At 69.7% G+C, this 17,022-nt stretch carries 2 protein-coding genes; one reads left to right on the top strand and one right to left on the bottom strand.

Annotated features, from left to right (window positions below; translation table 11 throughout):
* The first annotated feature begins 139 nt into the window (after positions 1-139).
* A complete protein-coding gene (locus ACLBXX_RS18660) occupies positions 140-16,438 on the top strand; it encodes a hypothetical protein (RefSeq protein WP_447659255.1) in 16,299 nt (5,432 codons plus the stop codon).
* Positions 16,439-16,506: 68 nt separating this feature from the next.
* Here the strand turns inward: ACLBXX_RS18660 and ACLBXX_RS18655 are convergent, their stop codons facing one another.
* Positions 16,507-17,004 carry a nitroreductase/quinone reductase family protein gene (locus tag ACLBXX_RS18655; protein WP_447659254.1) on the bottom strand — a complete coding sequence of 166 codons (498 nt, stop codon included), beginning with the start codon at positions 17,002-17,004 and terminating at the stop codon, positions 16,507-16,509.
* Between the last annotated feature and the right edge of the window lie 18 nt (positions 17,005-17,022).

The following is a 17,022-nucleotide window of genomic DNA, read 5'->3' as shown; positions in this document are numbered from 1 at the left end:
GACGATCGCCGCCGCGACCGTCACGTCGGCGATCGTCGGCGATCCGGCCGAGATCTCGGGCCTCAGCGGCAAGCTCCTCCTCGACGCCCACGCCGACAACGACGCGGCTGCGATCGCCGGCGGCAAGGGCATCGGTGCCGTGAGCATCGGGGTGATGTTCCCGAACGCGTCGAGCTTCGCCGTCACGAAGGCGCAGCTGATCGGCGATGTCGGGACAACCGCGATCGATCCGGCCGTGGGAACCGTGGGGATCGCCGGCGCCGGTTCCATCGAGGTCAAGGCCATCGGGCAGGACTCGACCACGGCCAGTGTCGACAGCCTGAGCATCGGGCTCCTCGCGGTCTCGGCCTCCTCCGCCGACGCGACCACGAAGTCCGAGGTGCGCGCCACGATCGGCGGCGGCGAGGTCACGGCCTCCGGTGACGTGACGGTCCTCGCACAGTCGCTGGCCGACGCCGACTCCTACGCCGACGCGACCTCCGGCGGCCTCATCGACATCCAGGCCGGGTTCACCGCCGAGTCCACGTCCGAGCCGAAGGTCTACGCGCTCGTCACGGGCGGGTTCGTCCAGGCCGGCGGACTGCTGTCGCTGACGGGTCTGCACGGGGTCGCACCCGGCACGGTCTCCGACGGCACGATCCTCGCGATCAACTGCAACGGCGCCGACACCATCTGCTTCGCGCTCCCGCACGGGGTGCAGACGGGCGCCAACGTCAGCTACTCGGCCCCGGCCACCGGCATCCCGCAGATCGACAACGGGACGCTCCCGAACCCGAACGCCATCGGCGGACTCGGCGACGGCCGCACCTACGGCGTGATCAAGGTCGACGACACGACGATCCGGCTGGGGGAGGAGCTCGACTTCAACGACCCCGACACCGGCGCGGACGTGAGCGTCGAGGTGGCGACGGGCAGCATCTTCTTCCCGCAGGGTCACAACTTCCGCACCGGCGACAAGGTGGTCTACGACTGCAACGGCTCGGGCGCGATGGGCACGCTGCCCGCGGCAGGTCTCGTCTGCGGCCTCTCCTACTGGATCTTCGCCATCGACGACAACCGCATCCGTCTGTCGACGAGCCAGCTCGACGACGACGGCAACGTCGTCGTGAGCTTCACGACCGTGACCAGTCCCACCGAGATCGCGGTGGCGAACTCGGCGGGCCTCGACGGGCGCGCGGTCGTCTACGCGGCACCGGCGACGGTCGACTTCAAGAACACGCTCATCGACATCGACACGAACGGCTCGGGACAGCTGGTCACCGACGGGAACGGCCAGATCGTGCGCGACGGCTCGTGGAACACCATCTACGCGCCGAGCCACGGCTGGTCGACCGGTGACGCCGTGAAGTACTCGGTCACGAACGGGCCCGCGATCACGGGGCTCAACGACGGCCAGACCTACTACGTGTTCCTCGGCGACCCGGATGGCCTCTTCGGGGTCTCGGCCGCGGGGCCGCACATGCTGCGCCTCGCGCTGAACCCTTGCCGTGCCGGCATCGGCACCTACAACACGACGCCCGGCGACGGCGGGGTCGGCAACTCGTGCGCCGACGTGATCCAAGTCATCTCGCTGTCGACGGTGCTGAACATCAGCGACCCGAACTACTTCCCGTCGATCCTCGCCAACCACTCGCTGCGTCGCGTCGGGTACGAGTCGATCGGCCTCGTCGAAGGCAACATGTACTTCATCGACGTCGTCGACGGCACGCACATCCGGCTGCGGGATGCCGCGGGGAACGTCGTCGGCGGTCTCGTCGACAAGCTCGGCACCCATTTCCTGATCGACCAGGGCATCGCGGTCACCAGCGGTGCGACGGGCACCCAACGGCTCTACATCGACCTCAACGCGGGCGGACTGCCCCCGGCCGCACCGCACGTGCTGATCGGCGTCGGCGGCCCGGGCAGTCAGGTCGGCCCGTCGGAGAACGGCATCGTGAGCGCCACGTCGACCGGCGTGGGCGGCGGCCTGTTCCGCTTCAGCGACGTGTACTCGGAGGCGACGGTCAAGCCCACCGTGTCGGTCGAGGTGCAGGGCGGCACGCTTCGCGGGAAGGGCGTCCTCGTCGACGGCCGCTCGTACGCGCAGGTCGCCGTGAGCTCCGTGGGCAAGGGCGGCGGCTTCCTCGGATTCGGCGCCTCGAACGCCATCGCGGACCTCGTCAACACGGTGCAGACGAAGGTGGCCGACGGCGCCTCGATCTTCGCGAGCGGCGACATCCAGATCACGGCCTTCGGCGAGAGCCGAGCCAACGGCGAGGCGGTCAACCGCACGGGCGGCCTCATCGCCGGCGCCGACACCGACGTCGACCTCGAGATCGGCTACGACATCGACGTCGAGGTCGCCGGCGACCTCTTCGCGAACCGCACGATCCTCCTCGACGCGGCGGCGGCCTTCCTCGGCAACGCGCGGGCCTCCTCCGGGTCGGGCGGTCTCGGAACGAACTCCGATGCCAATGACGACGACCAGCAGGGCGTCGGCGTCGGCCGCGAGCACGCGGCATCCGTCGCCACCACCCTCACCGGCACCGCGAGCGTCCGGGGTGCGCTGGTGCAGTACTCGGCGGGCAGCGGCGTGCGCTGGACCGTCGACTTCGCCGGCGACACCGGCGCACGGGTCGAGCACAACGAGCTGGCGCGCGGGTTCGCACGGTCGGACTCCGACGCGTACGCCTTGGGGGCCGACTCGGATGCCGGCGCCTACGTCCACGTCAACGACAGCGTCACCACGACCATCGCGAACGGGTCGGTGTCGGAGGGCGAGGAGGTCCGGCTGCGCGCCGTGCACAAGAACCTCGACCTGCAGGCGATCGCCAACTCCAACTGCGGCTGCGGCGGCGGCGACACGGATGCCCGCGCGCACGTGACCTTCCTCGGCGACTCGCTCATCCGCGGCGAGGACGAGTCGATCGTCCGCACGAGCGAGCTCGTCGTCTCGTCGCTGACGAACTTCGACCGGCTGTATGCCTACGCGCACCGCTCCGGCGGACTGTTCGACGTCGGCGGCTCGGACGCGGACGTGAACTACCAGCCCCGGCGCGACATCCTGTGGGAGTCGACCGTGTTCCTTCTGGGGGAGCCCAACCCCGTGCTCATCGTCGACGCGTCCGGCAGGATCATCGCCAAGTCGGGCAACGTCGTCGTGCGCTCGACGCAGTTCGGGGCGCCCCTCGGCATCGGCGACACGATCTCGGGCGGCACGATCTGGATCGACCCGATCCTGTACGACGAGAAGCCGGCCGCCCTGTTCGAGGCCAACGACGCCGGCGGCAGCTGCGACGGCGACTGCAGCGGACTCATCCACGGCACGGCCGGCATGTTCTACATGCAGCAGACCTGGAACTCGGTGCTCATCCGCAACAGCTCCGACAAAGCCATCTTCATCAAGGGCACGGCCGACCCCGACAGCGTCTCGATCGACGTGCTCAACGCCGACCTGGACGTCGTGCCGTCCGCCATCATCAGCGTGTCGGTCGACAACGGTCCGCACGCGCCCCCGGCGACGCAGTGGTTCTGGCACCTCCAGCACATCTTCCCCGCGACCGACGTCGTCATCGAGAGCCTGCGCGCCACGAAGACGACCGGCTTCGACATCACCTACGACGGAGACATCCGCAACAACCTCGGGTCGACCCGGATCACGAACCACCGCGGCTCGATCCTCCGCGGCACCGACGCCGGGGACGAAGTCATCACGAGCAACCGCGTCACCCTCGACGCCGAGCAGGGCTCGATCGGCACGATCCCGAACCCGATCGCCCTCGTCCTGGTCCAGATCTTCCACACCGGAGAGATCGCCGTCCCGGCCGTCCTCAAGCCCGTCTTCCTCGACGCCGAGGCCGGGCAGGACCTCTACCTCGACGTCACGACGCTCCGGCGCTCGTCGCTCACCGCGAGCACCGCCCCGATCGCCCCGGTCCTCGGCCCCATCAAGGCGGGCCACGACGCCGTCGTCATCCTCCGCGACTCGGCCGAGGGCATCGATCCGCTCGCTGTCGCCGACATCCGCGTCGACATCTACGACCCGAACGACAAGCCCGCCCCCTACGGCTCCGGCAGCCCGATCGAGAGCGTGCAGACCACCTGCTACTTCCGCCCTGACGGACCGTCGTGCGCCGGCGGGGTGGACGCACCCGTGATCGTCGGCGGCACCGTCGTGCTCGTGGGCCTCGGCTCGGATCTCGACCCGATCCGCACGAACGTCACCTTCAGCGACATCCGCGCCGGACACAGCATCGCGATCTTCCACCCCTCGCCGGCGACCGAGGTCACCATCCTCGCCTACACCGACGGGGACGCGACGTGGACCGACGACGAGACCGGCGCGGTGCACGGCGTCACCGACGGCTCAGGCAAGATCGACGTGCTGACCAACGGAAACATCACCGTCGTCGAGCAGACCGCGAAGGGCGACCTGCGCGTCGGCCACATCCACTCCACCGGCCTGTGCTCGGGCGCGACGCCCAAGGCGTGCACCACGGCCACGATCGCGGCCGACGTCACGCTCCGCTCGCCGGCGCGGATCCTGGATGCCGAGCTCGACGCCGGCATCATCGACACCGACGACGACCGCACCTGCGTCGACGCCTACGACCTCGACTGCGCGGCAGGCACGCCGACCGGTGTCGACGTCACCGGCCGCAACATCACCCTCGTCGCCGGCGACAACGGCCTCGGCCAGCCGGGCAGCGTGTCGGGCTCGGGCGGCATCGGTCTGGCCGGCAACTTCCTCGAGATCCAGGTCGACGCGGTGGGCGGCCCGACCGGGCACCTCGACGCGTTCGACACGGCGGCCGACGACGACAAGACGCAGGGCATCTACATCGACCAGGTCGCCGGCCACCTGCAGATCGGCATCGTGCACACCGCGGGTGACGACTCGCTCGCCACCGGCAACGTGTCGCTGCGGACGCGGAGCGGCAGCATCCTCGACACCCTCGACGACGCCGCCGCCGACGTGATCGGCCAGACGATCGACATCGACGCGCACGGCGGCTCGATCGGCGTCGCCGCGAACGACCTCGAGATCGACTCGCTCGTCGGCTCGCCGTTCGCGTGCGACAACGAGAACTGCGCCGACAACGCGAACGGCACCTCGGATGCCGGACTCGTCGCGATCGCCGACGACGTCGCGCTCGAGGCATCCGCCGGAATCTGGCTCACCGAGACCGACGCCTACCTCCGCCTCCTCTTCGCCCACGCGACCGGCGGCGACATCCGCATCACCGTCCGTGAGAGCGCACAGCTGGACGAGGACCTGTTCCTCATCCGCAACGGCACCGCGAACTTCGCCGAGGACGACAGCACGGTGCCGGGCAACAACCCCGACCACCCGCGCGTGGTCCCCAACGGCACGATCTTCGCCGAGGCGGGCGGTGTCGAGCTGCGGGTCGGCGACGACGTCACACTCCACCCGTTCACGCAGATCCTCGCCGACCGCGCCATCGACATCCGCGGCGACTTCGGCAACGCCGACACCGGCGGCACCCTCGCGGTTCCCGACCCCGAGCACGGCACCACGATGATCCTTCGCGGTCGGATCATCGCCGACTGCGTCGTCGGGGCGGGCGGCACCTACGGCTATCCGGTGGGCACCTGCACGCCGTCGACCGCCAACCCCGTCGCCGGACGCCAGACGAACGTGTGGGGCGGCAGCGACGTCGATGTCTTCCAGCTCGGCGACCGGTCGGGTCTCGACCTCGCACAGACCAGCAACGCGGCTCTGAACAAAGAGCAGTGGGGCGACGCCGGCTACATCTTCTTCGGTGCGAAGACCATCGTGCACGGCAATGCCACCCTCACGTCGACCACGGCCGACGGCGAGGACGAGTTCACGGTCTGGTACCTGCAGTCGATGGACGTCGTGACGAGCCCGACGGGCCTGCAGTCCGGCACGGGAGCAGGGCACACGCTCACCCTCGACGGCCAGGGCGAGACCGACCACTACGCGATCTACACGAACGGCAGCCACGGCAACATCCGCAACTACGTCATCAACGTCCTCGACACGGGTCTTGCGAACCAGGGTGCGGACGAACTCCACGTCTATGGCTACGACAACGGGGCCGCGGCCTACAACGGGGCGAACGGCGCGACCGACGACATCTGGCTGCTGCGGGCACTGACCTGCATCGACAACGAGTCGCCGTTCGCGCTGACCGCGGGTGTACCGGCGACGTGTGCGACGCCGACCGAGACCGCCGATCACCCGGCCTTCATCGCCCTGCTCGCCGGCAACGGCAACGCCGACGGCGGCATCGGCCTGTACCGCGACCGCACGCCGGGCAACGAGCCCAGCGCGCTCGTGCAGCGCATCAACTACGATCGCGCGCTCAACGGCCGCATCACCGTCTTCGGCCTCGGCGGCAACGACGCGTTCTACGTCGACGACACCCAGGCCACGATGACGCTCGACGGCGGCGCCGGAAACGACGCGTTCCAGATCGGCCAGATCTTCGGCACGCAGCGAGACGGCGAGGCCGCGCCCGAGGGCGGCGCGCTCCTGCCGGCCGACACCTTCCCGGCTCTCGTCCCGACGACCCGCGGCTGGCTGAGCCCCGGTGCGCACGCCCCGCTGCTCGCCACCGGCGGCACCGGCAACGACCGCTTCATCGTCTACTCGAACCAGGCCGAGATCCAGCTCAACGGCGACGACGACAACGACCTGTTCATCGTCCGGGCCTTCGCGATCGCCGCGGTGTGCGACACCGATGCCGACAACATCGCGGGCTGCGGCCTCAGCGACGTCGACTACCGGCCGGCGGGCGGCGTCTTCCCGCAGGACGCGGCGGACGGCGCCGACGACGGGCAGTGCGTGCTCGCGGGCGGCTACATCCGCTACGACAACAACGGCGACGATGTCTGCAACAACGCCGACGCGCACATCACGTACCACCACGCGCCCGGCAGCAACGTCGACCTCGACAACACGATGTGGCAGGACGACGTGATCCCGCTGGACGCCAACGGCGTCGCCGTGCCGGTGATCGGGCTCGGCTTCTCGACCAACCGTCCGCTCGACATCCGGGCCGGCGGCGGCGAGGACGAGGTCCAGTACAACGTCAACGCGCCGGTCAACGTCGACGGCGGCACCGGCTTCGACAAGCTCGTCGTCCTCGGGACCGAGTTCGCCGACGACTTCGTGATCACCGACAAGGCGATCTACGGCGCCGGGCTCAACGTCAAGTACACGACGATCGAGATCCTCGAGATCGACGGGCTCGAGGGCGACGACCAGTTCTTCGTCCTGTCCACCGCGTACGGGGTCGCGTACCGCGTCATCGGAGGCCTGGGCTCCGACCAGATCTCGGTCGCGGGTGACGTCACCGCCGACATCGTGACCCGTGAGCTCGAGGGTATCTCGGGGGCGGTCGACCACATCGTGCTCTCGGACGACCCGCGCTACGACGGCATCGTGGTCGACGGCGTGCCCTACAACCTCGCGACCCCCGAGACCGGCGTCGTCGTGATCAAGGAGCATGGCACCTCGACGAGTGTGCGCGAGGGCACGACGACCGGGCCGATCAGGGAGACCGACTACTACACCGTCGAGCTCAGCCATGCCCCCACCTCGAACATCTTCGTGACGGTCTCGGCCGCTCTCTCACCCGACGAAGAGGCTCGCGACACCTTCGACAACCCGACGGGCTTCGGGCTCACGGACGGCGCCGCCGACACGATCTGGCTCTGCGTCGACACCTTCCCGTACGGCGACCAGTGCAACAGCATCGGCGACTTCCAGCGCCACTACGTGCGCAACGGCGTCGTCGTCGACGAGGCCGGACGCGCCGTGGTGCTGACGTTCACACCCGGGAACTGGAACTCCCCGCAGCGCGTGTACATCCGCGCCTACGACGACCTCCGCTCGGAGGGCGACCGCACCGTGGTGGTGCAGCACTCGGTCATCGCCGCAGACAAGGTCGCGGATGCCGAGTTCCACGGTGCGGCGGCGCGCCAGGTGAACGTCCGCGTGTACGACAACGACACCCCGGGCGTCTACGTCACGCATGTCGAGCCGTCGACCGAGAACCCCGCCACCGCGCCGAACACGCCGACCGAGATCGCGTGCGCCGCGGACACGCAGGACTGCGTCCTCGACGACCGCGGCATCGTGATCGAGGGCAGCAGCACCACTCAGCGCACCGACGAGATCCTGGTCCAGCTCGCGAAGGACCCCGGCGCGCTCACCATCACCGTGAAGATCACGATGGATGCCGACTCCCAGCGCATCCTGCAGATCCTCGATCCCGTGCTCGGCTCGCGCTGGACGAAGGTCACCGGCGAGGCGTTCGGCACCTACTACCTGCTGACCTTCGACAGCACGAACTGGAACGCCCCGGTGCGCCTCACGCTGCAGGCGCGGAGCAACCCCGAGCCCGGGGACCCGACGACGGCGATCATCTTCTGGGGGCAGGAGTTCGCGACCTCGGCATACAAGTTCCCGAACCTCCGCTCGGGCCAGCAGCGCACCGACGTGCTCGTCTACGACGACGAGACGGCGCAGGTGGTGACGATCCCGACCGGCACCGACACCGTCGTCGTGAAGTGCGGCGACGCCGCCTGCTCGGTCCCGGGGCTCCGCGACGGCTACTACATCCGCCTCACGACCACCCCGACCGGCGACGTGCACGTCGTGATCACGCCCGACGGACTCGTCGACGTGGTCTCGATCAACGGGGTGGCGGTGACGCCGGACGACTATGTCGAGATCGGCGGCGACATCCCGTCTCGGGTGTTCCTCGGCAACCTCTCGTTCGCCGGCTCGACGATCACCCGCGCGAACGGCAGCGACACCGGCAGCTTCTGGGACGACGGTCTCGCCATCGGCCAGCGCGTGCGGTTCGCGGCGTGCACCGGCGTCTACACGGTGCAGTCCATCGCGGTCGACGGGAAGACCTTCACTGTGTCGACGCCGCTGATCGGCTGCGGCGGCGCGGCGAACGGCACCTCGATCAACGTCCTCACGCGTCGCGGCATCTGGGACGGCGCCGCGTCGCTCGCCACCGAGGTCGGCGACGACTTGCTGACGCACTTCCGCCTCACCCGCGCCGGCGGAGGTTGGCTCGCCGACGGACTCCTCGAGGGCCAGTGGGTGCTCGTGTGCGACGGCGACGGCGACTGCGTCCGTGCCAAGATCCAGAACATCCGCGGCACCAACCTCGCGCACGACCAGCAGCTCGAGTTCCGCCCCGACTCGTACGACGACTTCTCGGCCCTGTCGGGCTCGGCGTTCAGCGTCGTGAGGATCGCCGCGCAGGCGACCTTCACCGCCGCCGACTGGTATCTCGACCAGAAGGTCGAGCTCGAAGCCGACCTCGGGTACTACCAGCCGATCGTGCGCCAGGGCGTCAAGAACTTCCCGGCGTCGCAGCACCTGCTGACGCGCCTGCGCGGCCCGCTCGCGGTCGAAGGCGGCGTGACGGGCGCCGACCGCTCGCTCGAGCTCGGGCTGAAGCTGCCGGGCGAGCAGGACGGTCCGCTGTTCGCGATCGCGACCCAGGCGCCCGAGTCCAAGCAGATCGACGTCCTCAACATCTACGGCGACGGCAGCGTGGCGCACAACTGGGGCGTCATGACCTCGACGACCCTCCGGGGCCTCGGCATGGCGAAGGACCTCGACTTCGGGGCGGCGTACGGCGGATCGCAGAACGAGACGTTCGGGGAGCCGCAGATCTTCCCCGGCGGCATCAGCTTCGGCTCGGTGTCGTTCGTCGACGGCGAGTATGAGACGGCGGCCGGCCGCAGCTCGATCGAGGTGCTCAACCTCTTCCTGGGCTCCGGCAACGACCGCCTCGACATCCAGGGCACGCTCCAGCCCGACGACCCGGTGAAGCTGAAGGGACAGATCGTCCTCGCGCCGGCCCAGACGTATCCGGGCTTCGCGGCGCCGCCGGCCGGTGCGCTGCAGCTCACACGACCGTCGCCGTTCGACTGGAAGGCGCAGGGCTTCCTGATCGGTCAGCCGGTCACGATCAGCAATCAGCCCGGGCGCGTGTTCAAGGTCGTCGGCTTCGCCGACTCCGACCCGAGCGACACCACCGACAACACCGTCATGTATCTGCAGCTCGTGAGCGGCGGCGCTCCGACGCCGGGCACGTCGGGCTCCGGCGTCAATGCCCCGACGGTCGTCGCGCAGGACGTCCCGGTGACGATCACCGTCCCGGTGACGGTGGCCGGAGGCCCCGCAGGCGGCACGGTCACCCGTGCAACCGGCAGCTGGATCGCGGACGGCTTCGTCGTCGGCCAGCTGGTGCGGATCGCGAACATCGCGGGCCAGTGGCGCCTCGTGGGGGTGACGGCCACGACGCTGACGCTCGACCGCGGCGATGTGCTCCCGTCGATCGCGGCGCCCACCTCGCAGAACGTCTTCGTCCCCGGACCGCACGGTGGCCTCACGGCCGTGCACGGCGGAGGCAACACGCCGATCCAGACCGTGTTCGAGATGACGCGTACCGCTCCGACGCCGGCTCAGGCCTCCGCGTTCCCGGGCGCGGCACTCGTCCTCACGCGGCTCGACGGACTCAACTGGGCGTTCAACGGACTGCTCCCCGGCAGCGGCTACTACGCCGGCGACCCGTACCTGCACGCCTTCCAGCACGTGCAGCTCGCGGGCGAGAACTTCACGCGCATGATCCTCGGCTTCCTCGACCTGCCGTTCGCGCAGTGCCCGTACGCCGACCCCTTCCCCGGCTGCGGCAAGGGCTCGATCATGATCCTGGGCGGCCCGAACATCGCGCCCACCGTTCCGGTCGCGCTTCCGCTCGGCGTGGGCCTCGCCACCGACGTGCGCGTCGCGCAGCCGGTGAAGATCGAGGTCACGACGCCGGTGCAGGTGCGGACGTCGAGCCTGACCCGTACCGACGGCGCGAGCTGGAAGGCCGCGGGCTTCAAGGTCGGCATGCAGGTGCGCATCAGCGGCTTCGCGGGTCCGTTCACCATCTCGAAGTTCTCGGGCCCGAACGACAGCGTCGTGGAGTTCGCGAACGTCGCGTGGGCGCCCAGCATGCACCTGAATGCGACCGGCGTGGCGATCTGGGATGCCGTCACCCTGAGCCTCACCGCATGGGACGAGTTCCGCGCGTCGAACGGCGTCATGATCGGCGGCGACGTGATCACCGTCTGCAACCGCGCGGCCGACAGCCTGCTCTTCAAGATCGCCGCGCAGCCGGACGGCCTCGTCGACGATCCGGTGCGCTGCGACGCGACGCACACGGCCGGACCCGGCTCGCCGCTGGTGGTCTACGGCGACACGTCGCAGGACGGCGTCTGGTACTCCGGCACACCGGGCGACAACCTCGGCATGGAGTTCGGTCCCAAGCCGTTCGACCCGTTCACACACATCCCCGACGGGGAGAACGAGGACGACGAGTGGGTGTTCGGTCTCGCGAACCCGTTCGACCACAGCGGCAACGACATCATCGACGCGTCCGGCCTGTTCGCCGACCTCCTCCCGGCGAACCTGCCGACCGTGGGCTTCACGGCCTACGGCGGCCTGGGCGACGACCTCATCATCGGCAGCCAGGCCGGTGACCACCTCGCCGGCGGTTCGGGCGACGACGAGATCCGCGGCCTCCGCGGCGTCGACCACATCTACGGCGATTCGGGCGTCAACGTCGACGTGCTGACGCGCGCGCTCGACATCGCGACGATCAACCGCAGCCCACGGCCGACGGTGACCGGCGCGGGCTTCATCCCGAACGGCACGACCCTCACGCCGATCGTGGGTGGTGTCATCGGGGTCGTCGACGACCTGCTCGTCGCCGGGTACGACCTCATCTACGGCGACGGCGCGCCGGGCCTCGGCCTCGGGTCGTTCACGGTTAACGCCAACGGGCAGCCCGAGTGGGCGTACGACGACATCGTCTTCGGCGACCACGGCGCGATCGACCAGAACGTGGCCGACCCGAACGAGCCCGACCCGCGGCTGCAGAAGATCCAGACGACGGCGCTCGCCTCGATCCTGCGGATCCGCAGCGTCAACCTCGACAAGGGTGCGGACGACATCGTCTTCGGCGGCCTCGGCCGTGACGTGCTCGTCGGCGGCGCCGGCAGCGACATGATGGACGGCGACCAGTCCGACGACATCCTGTTCGGCGATGCCGTGTGGTTCGACCGCACGCCGGGCAACTGGACGAGCCCGCGGTTCCAGTCGCTGTGCGGCACGCTGCTCTACAGCCGCAGCGACATCACGGACGCCTCGAACCTCTGCAACGGTGCGCCCACTCCGACCGAGAACAACTCGGGCGTGCTGCTCGTCGACGGCACGCCGCGTCCGTACCGCGATCCTGACGGGGCGCCGTGGTGGGCGGAGTACGACGTGACGAACCTGTTCCACGACGTGGCGTCGGACCGGGGTGACAAGTGGGCCGCGACGTGGGGGAACGACTACCTCGCGGGCGGCGCGGCCCACGACGTCCTGTTCGGGCAGCTCGGCGACGACGTCCTGGAGGGCGACGGCGGCATCGACAGCGCCTTCCGCCGCTGGATCGACGACCACCCGTCCGTCGTGAACGGCGTGGGCGACGCGGCGACCTCCGCCTCCCATGTGGGTGCCTCGCGCACCCCCCTCGGCTGCTACGACAACGACCCCGGCGCGGGCGTGGCGATCCTCTGCGACTACACGGGCGTGCTCGTGGTGGTGCCCTCGTTCGAGGCGGCGACGGACGGCGAGGACTACATCGAGGGCAACGCCGGCAACGACGTCGTCTTCGGCGGTCTCGGCCAGGACGACATCGTCGGCGGCTCGAGCGACTTCTTCAGCCTCGACACGGCCGACAAGCGCCCCGACGGCCTGCAGAACCCGGCGCTCGACTACCTGCCGGGTCACGACCGCGGTGCCGACGTCATCTTCGGCGGTGCGGGATCGCGCATCGGCATCAACGACCAGACCAACGGCGGCACGATGGTCAGCACGCCGACGACCGGCGGCACACTGGTCGACGGCACGCTGCCCGCCGACATGCACGCCCGCGATGCCGACACGATCATCGGAGACAACGGCCGCATCGTCCGCATCGTCGGCACGAGCCACGGCGACGTCAACGGCCTGGGCAACACGGGCGGGGTCGGCGTCCCGCCGGCGACCGGGCCGAACTACGTGACATTCCAGTACGACACCTACGGCACGCAGAAGCTCATCGTGCGGGGCGTGACACTCCTCGACTACACCCTCGGCGGGCCAGACTTCGAGCCCGAGAACTTCGGCCTCGGCGTGGGCAGCGACTGCACCAATGGCTCGCCGACGCAGCCGATCTGCTCGAAGGTGCTCGACACGGCCACGGGTCAGTGGCGCAACGTCGCCTACGACCCGACGGCCGGCGCGCAGACCGGCGGCCGTGACGAAGTCCACGGTGAGACCGGCGACGACACGGTCTACACCGGTGCCGACCACGACGTCGTCTACGGCGATGCGCAGGACGACGACATCATCGGCGGCTGGGGCAACGACTGGATCTCGGGCGGCACGGGCCAGGACGGCATCCTCGGCGACGACGGCCGCATCTTCACCAGCCGCAACACCTCGACCGGCATCCTGACGGGCGGCGCCGCCTGCTCCGGCAACGCAACCGTGCCCGGCGCCGTGAACGCCTGCTACAGCGAGCGGCTCTACGGCATCACGGCGCTCCTGGCGACCGACCCCGATACGAAGTACTCCAACGGCAACGTGCTCAACGAGTTCATCTACACGCCCGGTCAGGGCCAGACGGCGACGATCAACATCGGCGGCCAGCTGAACAAGGCGGCCGACCTCACGATCTACAACCTCGGTCCCGACGTGAACGCGAGCCTGCACCACGTGGCGAACTCGCCGCTGTACGACGCGAACAACTCGGACGACATCATCTTCGGCGGCTGGGGGAGCGACTGGATCCACGGCGGCGCCGGCGACGACGCCATCTCGGGCGCGGAGGCCATCGGCACCGATCCCGACGACAACCGCCTCGCTCCGAACGGCGTCAACGGGCCGAAGCAGCCGGGCAGCGGCTATGCCCAGCACTTCGATCTCGCGGGCACCCTCGTCGGTCTCGAGTACATCGACTTCGCCCACCCGTGGAACCCCGGCGACGTGCTGCACTTCGGTGCCGACACCAACCCGTGGCACGCCAACAACCACAACGAGATGCGCCTGGGAGAGTTCCTCCTGTACGACGAGTACGACCCGCGCCGTGCGATCCTGTTCAGCGCGACGGGCCAGACCTGGGGCTGCACCTCGTGGTCGCCGAGCGGCCACACCTGCACGGGCAGCTCCGACCGCGCGCTGTTCCCGAACCAGTTCTTCCTCAACAACGAGGACCTCGTCGGCGACATCCTCGTGAAGACGTGCGTGTCGGTCGACAACCAGGGCAACTGCCTCGCGTGGAAGTACGACCAGGCCACCGACGGCGACGACGCGATCTTCGGCGACCTCGGCAACGACTGGGTCGTCGGCGGCACCGGCCAGGACACGCTGTGGGGCGGCTGGGGCAACGACCTGCACCAGGCGGACGACGATCTGCACAGCGGATGCCTCGTCATGGCGAACAACGGCACGTGCCAGCAGTACGGCGACACGTGGCTGAACGACATCGCCGACGGCGTGAACTCGAGCTTCCAGGACCGCGCCTACGGCGGCGCCGGACTCGACGTCCTCATCGGCAACACCGCCGGCGACCGCCTCATCGACTGGGTCGGCGAGTTCAACAGCTACCTTGTGCCGTTCGCGCCGTTCGGGATGGCCACCGTCAGCCGTCAGAACAACCCGGCGCTGCCCGAGTTCCTGTACGCGCTCAGCCGCAGCCAGGGCGCCGATCCGACGCGCTGGAGCGACGAGGGCAGCGATCCCGCCCGCAACGGCGAGCCGTTCGGCGAGCTGGGGCTCATCCGCCAGGAGGACCACGGCTACTGGCAGACGCAGACGGGCGGACCGACCGACCCGCAGGCCGGCAACATCCCGGGCGGCAAGCGCGACAGCGTGCGCGGTGCCGACTTCAACGACGGCACGCTGCAGGGGTTCCTCACCGACTCCGGCACCTTCACGATCACGCAGGGCGTGCTGACGGTGACGGCGGCGAGCTCGCAGGGGGACGCGGTGGCCGTCTGGTACTCGGACGCGTACCAGACCGTGTACTACGAGGTGTCGGCGCGGATCTCGATGGACAAGCCCACCGGCGGCTGGAAGGCCAACGCGTACATCATCTTCGACTACTTCGGCCCGACCGACTTCAAGTTCGCCGGCATCGACCAGTCGACCAACAAGATGGTGATCGGCGAGCGCACGGCCACCGGCTGGTGGGTGCGCGCGCAGGGGAGCGTCCCCGGCGGTGTGAAGGCCAACACCTTCTACAACCTCAACGTCGTGATCAACGGTCTGGTCGTCACCGTCACCGCCGACGGCAAGAACGCCTTCAGCTACACCTTCGCGCCGCGCATGATCGGCGGGCAGCAGGTCGCCCTCAACCGCGGCCTGACGGGCTTCGGCTCCAACCAGGCGAAGGGGCTGTTCGACAACATCAGCCTGACGGTGATCTCGCCCGAGATCACGATCGACCGCACCGAGTACTTCGAGGGCGGCGGCCCGTCGGCCACGCAGGCCGTCACGGGGACGTGGGCGACCGCGGGCGGGCGGCTGCAGGGGACGACGGATGCTGCGGGCACCGCGACGGCGCTCATCGGCGTCCCCGTCGGCACGGGCTACAGCAGCGTGCCGCAGTTCGATGCGACCAGCTACGTGCAGCTCACCGCCACCCTCCGGGCTGCGGGGATCACCGGCATCCTCTTCGACTGGTACTCGGCCAAGGACTACAAGTTCGTCGGGATCGACGTCGCCGGCCAGCGCGTGGTCATCGGGCATGTGGCGAAGGGGGTCCGCACCATCGATCTCACGATCGCCCGCGCACTCGTCGCGGGCACCGACTACGTGCTCGACATCGTCCTCAAGGCGACGGTGGTCACGGTCACGCTCGGCGGCCAGGTGCTCGCGTCGTACTCGTACAACTCGCCGCTCGCCGACGGCAGACAGGGTCTGTTTGCGTTCGGCGCCGGGGTCACAGCATCCGCTGCCGACTATCGCCTGCGCACCGACGAGGATGCGTACACGGGATCGCCGCCCGCGGCGCAGGCCGTGCGGATCTCGGACGCGACGGTCACCGAGGGCGCCGCAGGCACCACCAAGACGGTGACGCTCACGGTCACCCGCGACCAGGCGGGCTCGGCGCTGTCGATCGGGTGGAGCGTCGACGCCCTCATCGCGAACGGTGTGATGTGGGGCGTCGATGTGACCGGCGCCACCTCCGGCGTCGTGGCGTTCGCCGCCGGCGCCACCACCGCCACCATCACGTTCACGGTCGTGGGCGACTCTCTGAAGGAACCGGACGAAGCATTCATCGTGACACTGCAGCCGGCGCCCGGCGCCAATCTGGCGGACGCGCAGGGGCTGGTCACGATCAAGACCGACGACGGGTGACCGTCGCCGGCGCCGGCGGGTCGGGTCTCACTCTCCCCCGAGGGACCCGACCCCGCCGGACATGACGCTCAGAGCGCCGGGGCGAGCACCACGACCGGGGTCTCGCGGCTGCGCAGTGCCGCGTACGCGTCGAGGTCGGCGTCGCCTTCGAGGGTGCGCCACACGGCCCAGAGCCGCTCGCGCTCGGGCCCTGTCGCCTCGTGGGCGAGCACCTCGCGCGTGCCGTCGGGGAGGTCGACGGATGCCGCGGGCCGGGCCTGGAGGTTCAGCCACCACGCCGGCGGCGGATCGCCCCACCCGTTCATCGCGAGGGTGACGAGGTCGGGGCCGTCCTCGAAGTATCCGAGGATCGCGACGCGCGGCTCGCCCGAGCGGCGGCCGACCGTGTGCAGGCGCATCATCCCGTAGACGGTGGGGGACGGATGACGCAGCCCCACGCGTCCGCCGGTCACCCGGTACAGCGCACGATGCACGACCCACGCGGTGCGGATGAACCAGCGCGGGGGGATCCGGGCGGCGTCGCGGCGCGCCTCGGCCGGATGCGGGGAGGGGTCGGGGAGGTTCATGGCTCCGATCCTGACGCG

The organism is Microbacterium sp. C23T, assembly GCF_053345975.1.
Note: the sequence above shows the minus strand (reverse complement) of the source record. Positions and strands in the feature narration are given on the sequence as shown.

Excerpts from the sequence above, each read along its gene's own strand:
- ACLBXX_RS18655 (WP_447659254.1), bottom strand. The coding sequence starts at position 17,004 with ATGAACCTCCCCGACCCCTCCCCGCATCCGGCCGAGGCGCGCCGCGAC.